The sequence below is a fragment of the Prevotella sp. LMAG:51 genome (assembly GCF_008680225.1).
Lineage (GTDB): Bacteria > Bacteroidota > Bacteroidia > Bacteroidales > Bacteroidaceae > Prevotella > Prevotella pectinovora.
In genome coordinates, this window is record NZ_NALQ01000026.1 from 165,114 (window position 1) to 181,227 (window position 16,114).

14 protein-coding genes and 1 pseudogene are annotated in these 16,114 nt (G+C 49.1%); 4 read left to right on the forward strand and 11 right to left on the reverse strand.

What is annotated here, in order from left to right:
• Nucleotides 1-223: 223 nt before the first annotated feature.
• From mltG to CCC32_RS09930, 11 genes and pseudogenes are all read right to left on the reverse strand, one after another.
• Nucleotides 224-1,255: an endolytic transglycosylase MltG gene (mltG, locus tag CCC32_RS09880; protein WP_022316991.1), complete on the reverse strand. Its 1,032-nt coding sequence runs from the start codon at nucleotides 1,253-1,255 to the stop codon at nucleotides 224-226.
• 11 nt (nucleotides 1,256-1,266) lie between these two features.
• Nucleotides 1,267-2,145, reverse strand: a complete 879-nt coding sequence (locus CCC32_RS09885; protein ID WP_042517450.1) for a nucleoside phosphorylase — start codon at nucleotides 2,143-2,145, stop codon at nucleotides 1,267-1,269.
• An 87-nt stretch (nucleotides 2,146-2,232) separates the two neighbouring features.
• On the reverse strand, nucleotides 2,233-3,366 hold the full coding sequence (locus CCC32_RS09890) for a hypothetical protein (RefSeq protein WP_287074155.1): 1,134 nt from the start codon (nucleotides 3,364-3,366) through the stop codon (nucleotides 2,233-2,235).
• A 56-nt stretch (nucleotides 3,367-3,422) separates the two neighbouring features.
• Nucleotides 3,423-4,670, reverse strand: coding sequence for an ABC transporter permease (locus CCC32_RS09895; RefSeq protein ID WP_022316994.1), 1,248 nt, complete (start codon nucleotides 4,668-4,670; stop codon nucleotides 3,423-3,425).
• A gap of 24 nt (nucleotides 4,671-4,694) precedes the next feature.
• Nucleotides 4,695-4,946, reverse strand: a pseudogene (locus CCC32_RS09900) (pyridoxal phosphate-dependent aminotransferase); the annotation flags it as partial.
• 115 nt (nucleotides 4,947-5,061) lie between these two features.
• Nucleotides 5,062-7,368, reverse strand: coding sequence for a putative porin (locus tag CCC32_RS09905; protein WP_287074158.1), 2,307 nt, complete (start codon nucleotides 7,366-7,368; stop codon nucleotides 5,062-5,064).
• Nucleotides 7,365-7,616 carry a hypothetical protein gene (locus CCC32_RS09910; RefSeq protein WP_022316997.1) on the reverse strand — a complete coding sequence of 84 codons (252 nt, stop codon included), beginning with the start codon at nucleotides 7,614-7,616 and terminating at the stop codon, nucleotides 7,365-7,367. The genes CCC32_RS09905 and CCC32_RS09910 overlap by 4 nt, the downstream gene beginning before the upstream one ends.
• Nucleotides 7,617-7,827: 211 nt before the next feature.
• A complete protein-coding gene (locus CCC32_RS09915; protein WP_502705617.1) occupies nucleotides 7,828-8,076 on the reverse strand; it encodes a hypothetical protein in 249 nt (82 codons plus the stop codon).
• Between the two features lie 51 nt (nucleotides 8,077-8,127).
• The gene (locus CCC32_RS09920) at nucleotides 8,128-8,370 is read right to left on the reverse strand and encodes a hypothetical protein (RefSeq protein ID WP_287074161.1); all 243 of its coding nucleotides are present in this window, start codon (nucleotides 8,368-8,370) and stop codon (nucleotides 8,128-8,130) included.
• Nucleotides 8,371-8,856: 486 nt separating this feature from the next.
• The gene (locus CCC32_RS09925) at nucleotides 8,857-10,134 is read right to left on the reverse strand and encodes a DUF3078 domain-containing protein (RefSeq protein WP_044064841.1); all 1,278 of its coding nucleotides are present in this window, start codon (nucleotides 10,132-10,134) and stop codon (nucleotides 8,857-8,859) included.
• Between the two features lie 42 nt (nucleotides 10,135-10,176).
• Complete coding sequence (locus CCC32_RS09930) at nucleotides 10,177-10,569, reverse strand: DUF1573 domain-containing protein (protein ID WP_022316493.1); 393 nt, start codon at nucleotides 10,567-10,569, stop codon at nucleotides 10,177-10,179.
• Between the two features lie 240 nt (nucleotides 10,570-10,809).
• Here CCC32_RS09930 and uxuA point away from each other — a divergent pair, with 240 nt between their 5' ends.
• From uxuA to CCC32_RS09950, 4 genes are all read left to right on the forward strand, one after another.
• Nucleotides 10,810-12,030 carry a mannonate dehydratase gene (gene uxuA, locus CCC32_RS09935; protein ID WP_287074164.1) on the forward strand — a complete coding sequence of 407 codons (1,221 nt, stop codon included), beginning with the start codon at nucleotides 10,810-10,812 and terminating at the stop codon, nucleotides 12,028-12,030.
• A 97-nt stretch (nucleotides 12,031-12,127) separates the two neighbouring features.
• Nucleotides 12,128-12,940 carry an SDR family oxidoreductase gene (locus tag CCC32_RS09940; RefSeq protein ID WP_022316491.1) on the forward strand — a complete coding sequence of 271 codons (813 nt, stop codon included), beginning with the start codon at nucleotides 12,128-12,130 and terminating at the stop codon, nucleotides 12,938-12,940.
• A gap of 176 nt (nucleotides 12,941-13,116) precedes the next feature.
• Nucleotides 13,117-14,598: a tagaturonate reductase gene (locus tag CCC32_RS09945; protein WP_287074166.1), complete on the forward strand. Its 1,482-nt coding sequence runs from the start codon at nucleotides 13,117-13,119 to the stop codon at nucleotides 14,596-14,598.
• A gap of 193 nt (nucleotides 14,599-14,791) precedes the next feature.
• On the forward strand, nucleotides 14,792-15,715 hold the full coding sequence (locus CCC32_RS09950; RefSeq protein ID WP_287071600.1) for an IS982 family transposase: 924 nt from the start codon (nucleotides 14,792-14,794) through the stop codon (nucleotides 15,713-15,715).
• Nucleotides 15,716-16,114 lie beyond the last annotated feature (399 nt).

Genomic DNA, 16,114 nt, shown 5'->3' on the forward strand with positions numbered 1-16,114 from the left:
AGTAGGAGGTAAACACTAATTTTAGGTGTTTACCTCCTATTTTCGGTATGTTCGGCCCGAGCATAAAAAATAGCCATAAGAAAGTATCTTTGTATACAGTCTTATGGCTATTGTTTTAGCTGTGTATATAAATGTTGTCTGTTGCGACGGGCTTGTGAATGTTGTCTTTACTGTCAGGTGACAAGATTGTAAATGTTGTCTTTGCTGTCCGATGACGGACTTGTCAGTTTATTCCCCTGTCGTTCAGCGCCTTGGTATATTTCCTTGCATTTTCCTTATGTTCCTCATAAGTCCTTGCAAAATTATGGGTGCCGCTGAAATCCTCTTTCGCACACATATACAGATAGTCGTGGTGTACATAATTCAGCACGGCGTCTATGCCTGCCACCGATGGTATTCTGATTGGCCCTGGCGGTAGACCTTTGTATTTGTATGTGTTATAAGGACTGTCAAAGGAGAGCATGTTGTGGTAGATGCGCTTGAGCTCGAATTTCTTGAGTGCGAACTTTACCGTGGGGTCAGCCTGCAGAGGCATGTCTCCCTTCAGTCTGTTGTAATACATTCCGGCGATCATCGGCTTTTCCTGGTCGTTGGCGGTTTCCTCGTCCACGATGCTTGCCATTGTGATTACTTCGATAGGGGAGAGACCCATGGCTTTCGCCTTGTTTTCTCTTTCAAACGACCAGAACTTCTTGTTCTCCTTCTGCATCTTGTCGAGAAACTTGTCTACGGAAATGTTCCAGTACACGGAGTAGGTGTTTGGTATGAACATAGCTGCGATGCTCTCCGGAGTGTAGCCGTATTTCCTGCATGTTGCCGTGTCGGAAACGGCTTTCAGGAAATCATCCTTTGAGAACATCAGTTTCTTTGAAACCTCGTCGGCCAGTTTGTCGAGAGTCCTTACCGAGGGGATTGTGAGGTTTACAGGCGACTGCAGTCCGTTCCTGAGCTTGCGGAACACGGTAAATGCTCCATTGCCTGTAGTCACTTCATACCTTCCAGGCCGTATCTTTTCGGCGAGGTCCCAATGGCGGGCAAGTGTGGTGAAAGCCATGTAGCCTCTGTCCGTTGAGATTTCCTTCACTTTCGCGTATACGGAGTCGATGTTGTCGTCGTCGTCAATATATACATACTGTGTTGAGGATTTTACCGACAGCGCAGAAAAGAAGAAATAGTAAACCAATCCTATTATTATCAGGAGGCATCCCAATGCAGACAGGATATACTTTTTTTGTGAAATAAATGATTTTGCCATGATTATATTTTTCAAATTCTGTCGAGTACGGTCTTTATCAAGTCGTCTATGTGCGACTTGTATCCGGTGTCAGCCTTCTGTGCCCTGCGGTTTGCAATCACCATGCAGCAAGTCGTAGCCTTGTGTCCCATCAGTTTTGACAGTCCGGCAAGTGCTGAACTCTCCATCTCGAAGTTTGTTATTCTGTCACCGTCGTATTCAAATTCTTCTATCTTCCTGTTCTGGTTGGGGTCAGCCAGAGGGAGTCTTAGTTGTCTTCCCTGCGGTCCGAAGAATCCTCCGCAGGCAATCGTTATTCCTCTCACCATGTCTTCGCCGGCTATTCTGTCCACGAGTTCTTTGTCGGCTTCAACCACGTATGGCGCAGGCTGACACATGTTTCCTGTCCATCCCATGTGGTTGAGGAATGCTTTTTCTATCTGCAGGTCACACACCGCATTTCTTCCGGCATAGAAGTTCAGCAGTCCGTCGAATCCCATGGATTTCTTTGAGCAGATGAAAGTTCCGGCAGGCGTGTTCTCCTGCAGTCCGCCACAGGTGCCTATTCTGACCATTGTCAGCTGTCTGAATTCATCCTTGTCGGTTCTTGTTTCAAAGTCGATGTTGGCGAGCGCGTCCAGCTCGTTCACCACGATGTCGATGTTGTCGCATCCGATGCCCGTAGAGAGAACGGTTATTCGTTTTCCTTTGTAGCTTCCGGTTATGGTGTGGAATTCTCTGCTTTCCACGTCGCATTCTTTTTCGTCGAAATGGCTTGCCACTAGTGCCACTCTTCCGGGGTCGCCCACGAGTATTACTTTGTCTGCCAGGAATTCCGGTTTGAGGTGCAGATGGAATACGCTTCCGTCGCTATTGATTATGAGTTCTGATTCTGGATAATACTTTTTCATGATAAAATCGCTTTAAGTTATACTTACATCTGTCATCTCTGCATATTCTGCAGGATTGCCATGCAATCTGTATATGATGCAAATTTACTACAGATTTTCTGCATTTCGAATTTTCTTCTCAAGATTTTTTTTCTGAATCATAATATTCTCTAAATCTTCTTCCATTTTCAGAATCGTCTTGCGGTCAACACCTTTTCCTTTGCTCCTGTAGCCTTTTCTGAGGGTAGGAAGTTTCTTCTCTATATCAGCCTGTCTGTCATTCAGCTGCATGAGTTTCAGGAACAGTCCTCTTGCCGTGTCCGACTTGAAGTCGTTTATGTCAGTATATACGGCATCGTCGTTTATAACGAATCTGAAGCCGTGTCTCGCTTTGTCGCTTGAGGTGTGGGTGTTCATTCTCCTGAGGCTTTCGTCGAGCAGTTTCCTGTCGTATTGTGTGTCTTTTATGCTGCGTAGCATAGCCACGGATTTCAGTTTCTCTTCAGAGATGTTTTCATCGTCGCTCCATCTTTCGTCCGACGGTATGAAGGTATAGATGCACACTTTGCCGCTCTCCTGATGTCGGTCGGTCACGAGCCACCCCAGGGAGTCGATGTCGTCTACCACACACATATAGTCGTTGAATTCCGAGTTGTAGGGCAGTCCCAGGTTTTCGGGCTTGTAGAATGTCTGCGTCTCCGTGTTGAGCCTTGAGATGAAGATGTCTCTCTTTCCGAACCCGTTTTTTTTGTTTATGGCACTGAAATAGAGCGTCACGCCGTCTGGCATAAGATAAGGATAGTCCACGTCTTTGAAATCATCAGCGAATTCCTCTATCGCTCTTCCTGCCTTCCATTCGTTTCCGATTTTCTCTGCCATGAACAGCAGCGTGGAGTCCTTTGCCACGGTCTTGTTGTAGATGCACAAGTCATCGAATCCGTTGAGGAATGCTGATGATGTATGGCTTGTCTGCGTGGCGGAATTGAAGATGTCTGTATATTTCCCTATCTGTCCGTATTCTTTTCTGAGCGGAATATGCTTTGCGAAGTTTTCCTTGTCTACCACCAGGCTGTCTATCACCATCAGCTTTGCTGCCGACGGATAGAAGTCAGCTACCGCCAGTGCGTTCTGCTTCTGCGCCGGTTTGTTCTTCTGGAGCCTTTTCACCTGTGCGTCTGATGGCTGTGCAGCCAATGAGAGCAGACTGCATAGGATTATGAAATTTCTTGTCCGTGCTTTCATATTGATTGAATCAGTATTTATTCGTTTTGTTTATCAGTATTGACCAAACGTTTTGCTTATTCGTATTTTATCGTCTTCACGGGGTTTATGTGCGACACTATGTAGCTTGGTCCTATGAACACGAGGAGGCATATTGCCAGGGTTGCCGCGTTTATGAGCAGGATCAATGGCGCGTTGATTTCCACGGGCACGTAGTCCACGTAATATACTGATGCGTCGAGGCTCACGAATTTGGTGTATTTCTGCAGCGCCACGAGTCCCAGAGCGATGATGTCTCCCAGAATGAGTCCGCGCCCGATGACGAGGGCTGCAAACCAGATGAAGATGTTTCTCACCGACCTGTTTCTGCATCCCATAGCTTTCAGGGTGCCTATCATGCGTGTGCGCTCGAGTATGATGATGAGGAGTCCGGAAATTATCGTGATGCCCGACACGCAGATCATGAGTCCGAGGATTATCCACACGTTGAGGTCTAGCAGGTCGAGCCATGAGAAGATCTGCGGATACATTTCATATACGGTTTCCGACGAATATGTCTCTCCGTATTTGTCGCCCTGTCTGTTCACGTTCTTCACCAGATATCTGGCTGCTATCGGCACGTTGGCTATATCGTGTAGCTGCAGTTCCACTCCCGACACCTGCCCCTGGCTCCATCCGTTGAGCTTTACGGCAGAATAGAGGTCGCAGAAGCAGAGCGATTCGTCAAACTTCGTCATGTTGGTCTGATAGATACCAGCCACGGTATATCTTCTCACCCTTATGTCTCCGTTGTTTATGAAATAAGAGAACACCCTGTCGCCGGTCTTGAGCCTGAGTTTTGTGGCTATGTTTTTGGAAATCAGAATTTTGTTCCCGCTCGACTTGTCGCTGAATCTGGGTATGCTCCCTTCGGTCATACAGGAGTGAATGAACGCCGTGTCGTAGTCGGCTGCAATTCCCTTGTATGCCACTCCCATGAAGTCGCTGTCCGTCTTCAGTATTCCCTGGGTCATGGCGAAGCTCTGCATGGATTTCAGCCCCGGTGTTTTCTTCAGCACGTTTCTGATGCTGTCAGAATAATCTATCGGCCTTTGCTCGCTGCCATGCAGGGAGACGAAGTTTGCCACCGTGGCGTGGGCTCCCAGTCCTGTCACTTTGTCTCGGATGGTGTGTTTGAATCCCAGGATGACGCACACGCTGATTATCATCACGGCCAGTCCCAGAGCGACACCGGTCGTGGCGATATAGAGAGCAGGCTTGCTCACCTTGTTGTTTTCGCCTCTTTCAGAGTATAGCCTTCTGGCTATGAATAACGGGAAATTCATTCTTTATTCTTTTTCTTTCTTGTTTCAATCATCTTCTGCCCGGCCCGGATATTGCTCCAGTGCCTTGCGTAATACTATCAATGCCTTTCTCAGGTCCTCCTTGTTGAGCACGTAAGCTATTCTCACTTGGTTTCTGCCGGCTCCGGGTGTGGTGTAGAATCCGCTTGCAGGAGCCATCATCACGGTTTCGTTCTCGTAGCTGAACTCCTCCAGACACCAGCGGCAGAATTTCTCGCTGTCGTCCACGGGCAGTTTCGCCACAGTATAGAATGCTCCCTTATCGTATTGTGTCTGTGTGGGTATAGCTTCCCGGTTGAAGGCGTTGCCCGGGACATTCCGGTTGAGGTGAGTTCCACATGGCTTCTTGTTTGAAGAAGTTCTACAAGACTCCTTAGTTGAAGAAGTTCCACGAGAGTCCGAATCTCAGCACCCTCTTGTTGATGGGGTAGTGTGGTGTGAGGAAGGCGTTTCCGTCAGTTGCGTTCACGTGGCTCATCATTATGAAGAAGCGGGTCTGCTTCAGGTGCATGTTGGCATAAACGTTCACGATGGGGTAGGAGCCTGTCTTCACGTTATGCTCTCCGTTGTCCTGAATGGTGAATTGTCCGAGTGCCGGACTGTAGTCTGGTGCGAAATATTTGGTGAAATATCTCATGTCAGCTCCGAGGTCCACCTTCAACACCTTCGCTATCTTGAATCTCAGATATAGGTTGGTGTAGAGGTTTAGCTCCGGCACGGGCAGCACGTTCTGGTTGCTCGACTTCTGGTAGGTCACGTTGTTCTCCCAGAACACGGGTCCGAACCTGAAGTTCTGGTCGAGCTGCAAGGTGAGCAGCGTTATGTTTCCTGCGTGCTGCAGCGGCTCCACGGTGTTTCCCGTGCGTCCGTAGCCTTCGGTTATCGTGTATCGCTGTGCGAAATACGCGTAGTTCTTGATGTCGCTGAACGCCACTCTGAGCCTTGTCTTTGTGCGGCTGAAGGTGAGCACACCCTCGAGGTTGGCCCTCGTTTCCTTGTCAAGCGTCTTGTCCCACCACAGGTGTCTTGAGTGATAGTGCCTGTAGTAGAACGTGGGCACAAGTCTTTCCATTCCTGCCTTGGCGTCGATTCTTAGCGTGTCGCCCAGTAGCGGCAGCCTCAGGTCGGTCTGTCCGTTGAGCTTGAGTTGTCCTGCGTCTGTTCCTGTGATCGTTGCCTCAGCCGTGGCGTTGAAGCGGAAGCTGCCCTGTGTCTTGTTCATCTGCGCCCCTATGCTCAGGTTGTGCTCGTTGTATGAGTCGGTGCCCATTGTGGGTGCGGGGAGCGAGAAATGGCGCAGTTCCGAGGTGGCGAATATCTTGAGTCCCGCCTTTGCCCATTTGTTGAATCCCTCGAGCATTGCAATCGCCAGGGTGTTCTTCAGCGAGTAGTGGCGCGTCTTGTCGTAGATGGAGTCGCCGCCCAGTCTGAGGTCCATGTCATAGGTGTCGGCATAGAAGTCTGTTGGTGTCTGGTAAGCCTGGTAAATCCTCCTGTAGTTGTCGAAGCTGAGTGTGTGGATGAAGCTCGTTACAGGCACGTATTCATCTTTCATCCATTGCTCCTCCTGCTGCCTCTTAGCCTCCAGAGCTGACAGACTGTCGGCTGCCGCCTTCCCGTCCACGGTGATTCTGTCAGCCGCCGGGTTGCCTTTTTTCTCCTCGTAGGGCTCGTCGCCTGCTATGGTGGAGTTTTCGGGGCGTCCGAATGTCTTGTCGTCATTGTTCCTGCCTTGTGAGAGTCTGCCGTCCTTAGCTCCGTTGTTTTCCCTTTCTTCGTTTTCCTTCTTCGATTCGATGGCGAATTTCCTTGCCTGAATCTCGCTTTCGGTCATTTTCACCTTGCGGCTGAAGCCCACGTTGTAGCGGTGGGAGAAGAAGATGTGCTGGTTGTCGTTTCTGTTCCAGTTCTGCTCGAGCACGGTCGGTATCTCGTTCTCGCTGAAGTCGTCGTCGAACATCTCCGGATGGGTTATATAGCGGTCGTCTGTGATTCCTCCGTTTTCCGTCACTTTCTGGTGGTTGAGCGAGAAGAGCAGGTGTGCGTTGTATCTCTCTCCGAGGTATGAGGCATACATGGAGTAGTTGAAGTGTGAGGTACTCTGGTTCTGGTAGTAGCCGCGGCCGTAGATATAGTCGAACTTAAAGCCTGCCCCGAAGTCTTTTCCGGCATTCACGGCAAAGAGAGCCTTGAGGTGATCTTCTCCGTTCGACCTGTCGCCGCACTCGTTGTAGCTGATGTTTGTGATGGGGGATAGGGTGTTGGTGAAGAGGAACTGGCCCACGGGCTTGTTGAAGAAGCTGTAAGGCTGTGTGAAGAGGAACTGTCCTGCCGTTGGGTTGTCTATGAAGATACGGTTGTAGCGGGGGGCTCCCAGGTTGCCCGTGGTGTTGTATTCGCCACGGAGTCCTGAGGTGAAGATGGTGTTCATGAACATGTGTGAGGCGGTGTCGGGCGTGCAGGAAGTCCTGTCGCCGAACCTCTCGTCCACGGTCCACACGCTCAGACCCTTGGGCACTATCTTGTCCTTCACTTTCGTCGAGTCCTTCCTTCCTCCGAAGTTGTATGCCGGGTCGTCCGTGGCGTTGTCGTTGTCAGTTATCCTGTGCAGATCTTGCGCCTGTGCCGTCAGGAAGGCGCACGAGAGCAGAAGTGCGGGGAGTATTCTTTTCAATTTCATTTCACCAGTCTGATTACGCATTCACACATTTTGAAGGCCATGGCTCCGAGTACGATCACGATTCCAATCTCTTCGTTCTTGAAGAAATAGCAGAGCATTCCGACCACTGCCCCTATGATGAAAATTATGTTGAGGATGTTTCTGAGCATGAAGAACTTGCCCCTGCCTTGGGCTCTTCTGTGCCTTCTGGTGGGGAATCCGTTGCCGGTTTCGTTGTTGATTTCGTTGTTGACTATATTATTGTCCATATTGCTTATTGGAATATGTTTGAAATGTTGTTTGTATGCCTGAGCCATCGAGATTGCCTGTCTTCCTGTATTCCTATGGCATACAGGGCTTTGGGGGTTTGTGGGATTCCAAGTGCAGCCTCGTGGCGCCGGTCTGCTTTCTGCAGCTCTTTATATAATGCAAAGATAAGCATAATTTTTGAGAAAAACAAATATATTCCCCGTCGGTTAGTTAATTCTTGTTTAGCATGACTTGTAGGGGCGTCTGCTGTTGTTGTTCATATAAAAAGAGGTGTTTTGTGGTCAGCCAATCTGTTGTTTGCATTCTCTGTCCCGCCGTTTTGCGCTTCTGTTCCGCCGCTTTCTGCTTCCGTTTCGCCTCGTATGCCGCCATCAGCCTTTCGTATTCCATTTTCTTTCCCTCATACTCCCGTCGCATCTCGTCTTTCAGCGGTTTGGCGAGCTGTCGGCAGAAGTTCAAGTCGCCTTTCGACGAACCGGCATTGGCAAAGAGGATGTTGTATAGCGGAGCCTACACCTTCCTGCCGTCGTAGAGTCCGTAAACTCCCGAGGGCATGTCCGGCGTTCCGCTTGCCGCTCCGATTAGGCCCGAAACTATGTTCAGCGTTCCGATTATCATCTTGTCGCGGCTCACCACGTCGTCGTGTAGCTGCATGATTTTCTTGAGTATGGGAGGTAAGTCTGCCGTATCCAACTTGTCGGAGAATGTATAGCCGTTGGAAAAGTCTTTACAACATTTTTCCCATTTTCCCATTTTCCCATCTTCCCAACGGGAAATGGTGTTTTTATCTAAGTTATTATATATCAATATATTATCTTTTTTATTACATTTATTTTTTGTTATATGGGAAGATGGGAAAATGGGAAAATGGGAATTTTGGGAAAAAATGCCTTCTCTTTTCCCTCTTTCCCTTGCCATCTCCTTGAGGTCAACATTTGCCAGATCTCTTGCCATCTGGAAGAAAGTTGCGATAGTGATTCCTCCCTTGTGGCCTTTCATGCAGTTGTCGTAGCTCTGTGTTCCGGATATTCTTCCGGATTGAAAATTTTACCACTAAATAGGAACCGCCGTATGCGGAACCGCATGTGCGGTGGTGTGAAAGGCCGGTAAACACGAGAGTAGGAGATAAACACCTATGATAAGTGTTTACCTCCTACTCGATTGGGTCTTCTCTTTCTGTGCCGTTGTATCCGGAACTTGTCAGATGGGTGTAACCTCTTCTCTCACAAGCCCGTTTTGTCAGAACGAATACGTGAATCCTATTGATGCATATTCTTTCAGCTGCCAGTATCCGTGGTCTTTATCGCGCTTGGCGCCGTCGTCGAAACGGGGATAGACGAAGACGTTTGAGGATATGTATTTGTTGAACTGGAACATCAGCGTGTTTTCCCATTCCAGTTCGGCTCGCTTGTAGGTGGTGTAGCCGTAGAGGCGGGTCTTCCACTTGACGTTCGGCGCGAAAGCCCATGTGAGGTCTATCGTGCATTCCGAACCGAAGTCGTTGAGCGTGTGGTCTCCCTCTTTCAGTCCGTAGCGTGTGGCGAGCGCCTTGCGTCCCACGTAGCGGAAGTTGTATGCCAGCGGAGCCATCTGTATGGTTCCGGTGAGGCGTTTGTTGAGCCACACCACGTTGTAGTCCATACCGACAGACACGTTGACGTTGAGAGGCGAGAGGATGTCGGAATATACCGTGGCGTCGTTGCTCTTGAATCCGCGTGCAAACTGTGTGTAGGCGATGAGCTGCAGTGAGTAATACCATTTCTTGGATGCCTGCAATCCGAGTCGTCCGGTGTAGCGTATGAGGTCTTCCGAGGTCTTGAAGCTGTGGAGAGTGTCGCCGCGCGATGTCTGGAAGCCCAGTTTCATCTCCAGCTTGTTGTCAAACTTCACTTTCTGCTTGTTGTTGTAGTTGGCCTGCATTATTGCGCTTGCCACCATGGAGTAGTTGCTCTCGCCGCCCTTATACCAGTTTGACGACACGTAGTTCTGGAGCATCTGCAGGTAGTATTCGCCCTGATACTTCCAGAAGTTCGGTTTCTTCACGATTATCTCCAGCGGAAGGTCTAAGCCGGCGTTGTCTATCACGTCGTCGTCGGCTCTGCTCACGAGCATCTCCTTTTTTCTTATTGGAGTCTTCATCTCCTCGTGTATCTCGCCCATGCGCCTGAGCGAGCGTTCACTCTTTGTGACCAACCGGGGCTTGTTGAGGTAGACGTTCATCAGCGCCATGTCGATAGCCATGTCGCGGTCGTCAACGGGGGTGCTGCCGAGATAGTCGCCCGCCACGGAATGATAGAATGTTGTGGGGGAGAAGAGGCGGAAGAGACGTCCGTCGGCTTCTGTGCAGCTGTCGGGGGCGGCATATATCCTCTCCCTGGCCGATAGCAGCGAGTCGGCGTAGGTCTTCACGATAAGGGTGTCTTTCGCCTTGCTCTTTCTCGTCTTGAAGGGGTGTTGGGCAGAAGCTCCCACACAGGTGGCGAGGAAGAGAAGGAGAATGATGTGTCTGATATTCATAAAAAAGTAATCGTATGCTTGCGTTTGCTCCTTCGGTGGGGGTTATTTCGCTCCGTCGGTGGTCATGTTGCCCTCGATGTAGAGGCGCACCAGCTCCGGAGTGCCGTTTGTCCTCACGGTGATGCTCTTCTTGAAGTGGCCCTCAAACTTGCCCTTGCCGTTGTAGGTCACCTTCACCTCGCCTTTCTCGCCCGGAGCTACGGGCTTCTTGGTGTAAGTGGCGACGGTGCATCCGCAGCTTGCCACGGCCTGGTTCACGATGAGTGGAGCCGTGCCCGTGTTCTTGAACGTGAACACGTGGGTCTGCAGCTTTGACTCGGGAAACGTGCCGAAGTTGAAGGTGGTGGCATCAAAACTTATTCTGGCGTCGCTCTGGGCAAAGGCGGTGGCGACAAGCGCAAACAACATTATCGTTGTGAACAATAGCTTTTTCATCTCTTTAAATGTTTTTATTGTTATATGAATTATTGTTTTGTAATGCAAAGGTATCTTTTCTTTTCGAGAGAACAAAGTTTATACATTATTTTTACTATTATTAACGGCTCGCGGGGCGGAGTTGGAAAATAAAGCACTATCTTTGCAATGCATAATCAGCCATGTCAGGCATGGTTTACACAAACGCTATTTGACCAATATTAAAACAGGTATTCAGCAAATTTAAAACATAATCAAAAAATGGAAAGAACTTGGAGATGGTTCGGCAAGAACGACAAGATAACACTCGACATGCTCAGGCAGATAGGAGTGGAAGGAATCGTCACCGCGCTTCATGACGTGCCAAACGGAGAGGTGTGGACAAGAGAGAAAATCAGAGACCTCAGAGAATATATCGAAAGCTACGGCATGAGGTGGTCGGTGGTGGAAAGCCTGCCTGTGTCGGAAAGCATAAAGTATGCGGGAGATGACCGCGACCGGCTGATAGAAAACTACAAGGAGAGCCTGAAGAACCTCTCGCTCGAGGGCATACATACTATCTGCTACAACTTCATGCCCGTGCTCGACTGGGCGAGGACCGACCTCAGCCACCCCAACCCTAACGGCACCACGAACCTCTTCTTCTCAAGGGCGGAATTTGCTTACTTCGACATCTGCATACTGAAACGCCAGGGGGCAGAGAAGGACTGGCAGGACGTGGCGGCAGAGGTGGAGAAGATGAAGCAGACCATGACCGCTGAAGACAACCACAAGCTCGTGGAGAACATCATAGTGAAGACACAGGGCTTCGTGAGCGGAAACATAAAGGAGGACGACGAACATCCCGTGGAGCTCTTCCGCCAGCTGCTCGACCTGTATAAGGGAATCACCAAAGAGCAGCTCAGAGAGAACATGAAATACTTCCTCAATGCCATAATGCCGACATGCGAGGAGTATGACATGTATATGTGTGTGCATCCCGACGACCCTCCATTCCCGATACTCGGACTGCCAAGAATCGTGACCTCTGACGAGGACATCAGGTGGTTTCTCGAAGCGGTGGACAATCCTCACAACGGGCTCACCTTCTGTGCAGGGTCGCTCTCGGCAGGACAACACAACGACGTGGTGGAACTGGCAAGGAAATACTGTTCACGCACGTGGTTCGTACATCTGCGCTCATGCCACGTGTTCGACAACGGCGACTTTACCGAAGCCTCGCATCTGGGAGGCCGCGCAGACCTGATAGAACTGGCGCGCATCTTCGAGAAAGAGGAGACAAGACGCTCCGGCACCCCGAACATCGGGAAGCTGCCGATGAGAGTGGACCACGGAATGACGATGCTCGGCGACGAAAACCGGGGCTACAACGCCGGATACAGCTTCCTGGGACGAATGTTCGCCATGGGACAGGTGCAGGGAATCATAGCAACCGTTGACAGAGAGCTCGGAAAGGAATACCGACAGCCGGGATTGTGGTAAACCGCAGCAGCGGAGACTAAGACATTTCTTATCATTATATCAAATCAAGCTCCAGACCGGCCGTAATGGCGCCAGGAGCATAAAATACGACAAAGGCATGAACAAACTATTTGACATCAAAGACTATGTGGTGGTCATAACAGGAGGCACGGGAGTGCTCGGACGCACCATAGCAAAATATCTCGCCAAAGAAGGCGCTAAAGTGATAATCCTCGGCAGAAAGGAAAATGTGGGAGCCGAAATCGTTGCCGACATCACGGCAGAGGGAGGACATTGTGAATTCATGAAGACCGACGTGATGTGTCAGCAGACCGTGAAGCAGAACTGCAAGGACATCCTCGAAAAATACGGAAGGATCGACACGCTGCTCAATGCCGCAGGAGGAAACATGGCAGGAGCCGTGATAGCGCCAGAAGGAAACTTCTTCGACCTTGAGGTTGAAGACTTCCAGAAAGTGCTGGAACTGAACCTCACGGGAACCGTCATACCTACACAGGTGTTCCTCGAGCCGATGGTGAAGCAGGGAAAGGGCTCCATCATCAACTTCTCGTCGATGGCAGCCTTCAGACCAATCACACGCGTCTGCGGATATGCAGCTGCAAAGGCGGGCATCAGCAACTTCACCGAATTCATGGCAACTGAATGCGCAAAGAAATTCGGAGAGGGAATACGAGTGAACGCCATAGCCCCGGGATTCTTCATCACGGAGCAGAACCGCAACCTGCTCACCAATCCCGACGGAACATACACGCAGCGAGGCAGAGACGTGATACATCAGACTCCATTCGGAAGAATGGGCGACCCCGAGGAGCTCTGCGGCACGATACACTATCTGATGAGCGATGCGGCGAAGTTCGTCACGGGCACGGTAGCCGTGGTAGACGGAGGCTTCAACGTGTTTGCCATGTAACGACAAGGCCGACCGGCATGGATTGCGCAAACCTTTTCGTATTTTTTTCGACGAAAAGATTGCAAATCCATGTCGGCTCAATTATAAAAACATTAAATTTGCAAAGGATTTCAAAGAAGAATAGCTGAAACCGGCAATTAATCTGAAACTAATAATCAATTAACTAAATACAAATCATGAAGAAATTGCAAGCTTTAAACAAAAGGACTGCGCCAAAAAGTGTAATGCCAGAGAAAATCATCCAGTTCGGTGAAGGAAACTTCCTCCGTGCGTTTGTTGATTGGATCGTATGGAAGATGAACCAGAAGACAGACTTCAACGGCTCTGTAGTAGTGGTTCAGCCATTGGCAGGCGGCATGGTGGACTGGATCAACGGTCAGGACTGCCTCTATCACGTGAACCTTCAGGGAAAGGAAAACGGACAGCCGGTAAACACACTCGAGCGCATCGACGTGATCAGTCGCGCCCTCAACCCATACTCACAGAACCAGGCTTTCATGGCTCTCGCTGAGCAGCCGGAGATGAGATTCATCATCTCGAACACCACAGAGGCAGGTATAGCCTTCGACGACAGCTGCAAATTCACCGACGCTCCTGCATCTTCATATCCAGGCAAGCTCGTGCAGCTGCTCTTCCACAGATATAAGTTCTTCGACGGAGACCCATCAAAGGGAATGATTCTCATGCCTTGCGAGCTCATCTTCCTCAACGGACACCATCTCAAGGAATGCATCTACCAGTATATCGAACTCTGGAAAGAGGACATGGGTGCAGACTACGAGGGATTCAAAGCTTGGTTTACCGACCATTGCTTCGTATGCGCAACACTCGTAGACCGTATCGTTCCTGGTTTCCCACGCGACACCATCAACGAAATCCAGCAGAAGGTTTGCTACAAGGACAACCTCGTGGTGAAGGCTGAGAGCTTCCACCTCTGGGTAATCGAGAAGGCGGAGAACATGACCGTGGAGCAGATGAAGGAAGAATTCCCGGCAGACAAGGCTGGACTCCACGTGCTCATCACAGACAACGAGAAGCCATACCACGAGCGCAAGGTGACATTGCTCAACGGCCCTCACACCGTGTTGAGCCCTGTAACTTATCTGAGCGGAGTGAATATCGTGCGCGACGCTTGCGAGCATCCTGTGCTCGGCAAGTATATACACAAAGTGCAGTTTGAAGAACTCATGCAGACTCTAAACCTGCCTATGGACGAGCTGCAGCAGTTCGCATCTGACGTGCTGGAGCGCTTTGAGAATCCATTCGTTGACCACCAGGTGACAAGCATCATGCTTAACTCATTCCCTAAGTATGAGACACGCGACCTGCCAGGAGTGAAGGTTTACCTCGAACGAAAGGGAGAACTCCCACAGGGACTCGTGTTCGGTCTGGCTGCCATCATCACATATTATAAAGGTGGAGTGCGCGAAGACGGAGCAGAAATCAAGCCAAACGATGACGCTAAGATAATCGAGAAGCTGCAGGAGCTCTGGGCTACTGGTGACACACAGAAGGTGGCTGAAGGCGTGCTCGCATTCGACTACATCTGGCATGAGGACCTGAACAAGACAGTTCCAGGACTTGCAGAGCTCGTGAAGAAAGACCTAGACCTCATCCAGGAGAAGGGTATGCTCGAGGCTGTAAAGACTATTCTGTAAGAATGATAAAGGATTCTGACAGACGTGCCATGCAGGCGCAAGCGACAGTGGAGGTCTGTCATGGAAAATTTATATTTGCTATAAACCTGAGTTCGGGATAAGAAAGTCTTTATAAAAGTTGGTAATCTCAATAATTTTTAGTACCTTTATGGTTGTAAATCAATTAGTTATAAAGTAAAAGGATACTATAGTTATGGAGATTACCAAGGACAAAATTACTGAAATTTTCTGTATTATCGATGATTTTTGCCAAGAATATGATAAAGAGATTGCCCGCATGTCCATTTGTGAGCCTGACGGGCGTAAGCACCGCAATCGGAAATGTACTATGAGCCGGTCGGAAATCATGACAATACTCATCTGCTTTCATTTCAATACTTTCCGCAACTTCAAGCATTATTACCTCTTTTATGTCAAGGTGCACCTGCACGACTTGTTCCCAAAGCAGCTCTCATATAACCGCTTTGTTGAACTCGAGTCCAGAGTCGCGGTTGAGATGATGCTGTTCCTCCAACTGTTTTGCTTTGGTAGATGCACGGGTATAAGTTTCATTGACAGTACATGCATTCCTGTATGCCACAACAAGCGTATAACAAGGAATAAGGTGTTCCGTGGTTATGCAGAAAGAGGCAAAAGCACCATGGGATGGTATTTCGGTTTCAAGTTACACCTGATATGCAATGAGAGAGGTGAACTGCTTAACTTTATGCTTACGAAAGCGAATGTTGACGATAGAAATACAGATGTTTTTAACAGATTGAGTGATAATGTGTTCGGAAAATTATTCGCAGACAAAGGATATATTTCGCATGGCTTGTTTGAGAGATTGTTTAACGACGGTATAGAAATTGTCACTGGCTTGAAATGCAATATGAAAAACAAGCTTATGCCATTGTATGACAAGATTCTGTTGCGTAAAAGATCTGTCATAGAAACCATCAATGACGAACTTAAGAATGTTGCACAACTTGTACATTCAAGACATCGTAGCGTGTTCAATTTCGTAATGAATGTCCTTTCTGTTTTGGCTGCGTATAGCTTCTTTGAAAAGAAGCCATCCATCAACATTGACTATTGCATAGAGAATGTTGACGGACAGCTTGCTGTTATAAAGTAAACTTCATTTGGACTTTACAATCCTTGCATTTTGCCATCCATATTGTTTGGAGGGCAAATGTAATATGCACCTATCGGAAATCTGGCATAGCAAGAAAAACGACTGTCGCTTATCCCGAACTCAGGTTATAAGGACGAAGGGCGTTTATTTTGCCCCTCGTCCTTTTTTCGTAAATACCCCTTTGGCTGGTCCTCTCCCCCAGCTTGTTTATTTCTTCTGTCAGTTGTCTGCTGGTCCCTGCTCTTCGGTGGTCTCTTGGCTACTTCTATCCATTGCCCTCTGGTTATTCTCTCTCTGGCGTTTTTCATGTCTTGATTCCCGCCAGTTTGTTTACCCCGTCTGTTTGTATGTCAAATCAGTTTATTCTGTTTCTCTTAGGGTCGGTTAGTTGAAAAATGG

What these genes read in the sequence shown, in the direction of transcription:
- CCC32_RS09940 (WP_022316491.1), top strand. Translation starts at nt 12,128, where the DNA reads ATGAACAAACTATTTGACATCAAAGACTATGTGGTGGTCATAACAGGA.
- CCC32_RS09945 (WP_287074166.1), top strand. Translation starts at nt 13,117, where the DNA reads ATGAAGAAATTGCAAGCTTTAAACAAAAGGACTGCGCCAAAAAGTGTA.
- CCC32_RS09885 (WP_042517450.1), bottom strand. Translation starts at nt 2,145, where the DNA reads ATGAAAAAGTATTATCCAGAATCAGAACTCATAATCAATAGCGACGGA.
- CCC32_RS09905 (WP_287074158.1), bottom strand. Translation starts at nt 7,368, where the DNA reads ATGAAATTGAAAAGAATACTCCCCGCACTTCTGCTCTCGTGCGCCTTC.
- CCC32_RS09920 (WP_287074161.1), bottom strand. Translation starts at nt 8,370, where the DNA reads ATGGGAAAATGGGAAAAATGTTGTAAAGACTTTTCCAACGGCTATACA.
- uxuA (WP_287074164.1), top strand. Translation starts at nt 10,810, where the DNA reads ATGGAAAGAACTTGGAGATGGTTCGGCAAGAACGACAAGATAACACTC.
- CCC32_RS09950 (WP_287071600.1), top strand. Translation starts at nt 14,792, where the DNA reads ATGGAGATTACCAAGGACAAAATTACTGAAATTTTCTGTATTATCGAT.
- mltG (WP_022316991.1), bottom strand. Translation starts at nt 1,255, where the DNA reads ATGGCAAAATCATTTATTTCACAAAAAAAGTATATCCTGTCTGCATTG.
- CCC32_RS09930 (WP_022316493.1), bottom strand. Translation starts at nt 10,569, where the DNA reads ATGAAAAAGCTATTGTTCACAACGATAATGTTGTTTGCGCTTGTCGCC.
- CCC32_RS09910 (WP_022316997.1), bottom strand. Translation starts at nt 7,616, where the DNA reads ATGGACAATAATATAGTCAACAACGAAATCAACAACGAAACCGGCAAC.
- CCC32_RS09925 (WP_044064841.1), bottom strand. Translation starts at nt 10,134, where the DNA reads ATGAATATCAGACACATCATTCTCCTTCTCTTCCTCGCCACCTGTGTG.
- CCC32_RS09895 (WP_022316994.1), bottom strand. Translation starts at nt 4,670, where the DNA reads ATGAATTTCCCGTTATTCATAGCCAGAAGGCTATACTCTGAAAGAGGC.
- CCC32_RS09890 (WP_287074155.1), bottom strand. Translation starts at nt 3,366, where the DNA reads ATGAAAGCACGGACAAGAAATTTCATAATCCTATGCAGTCTGCTCTCA.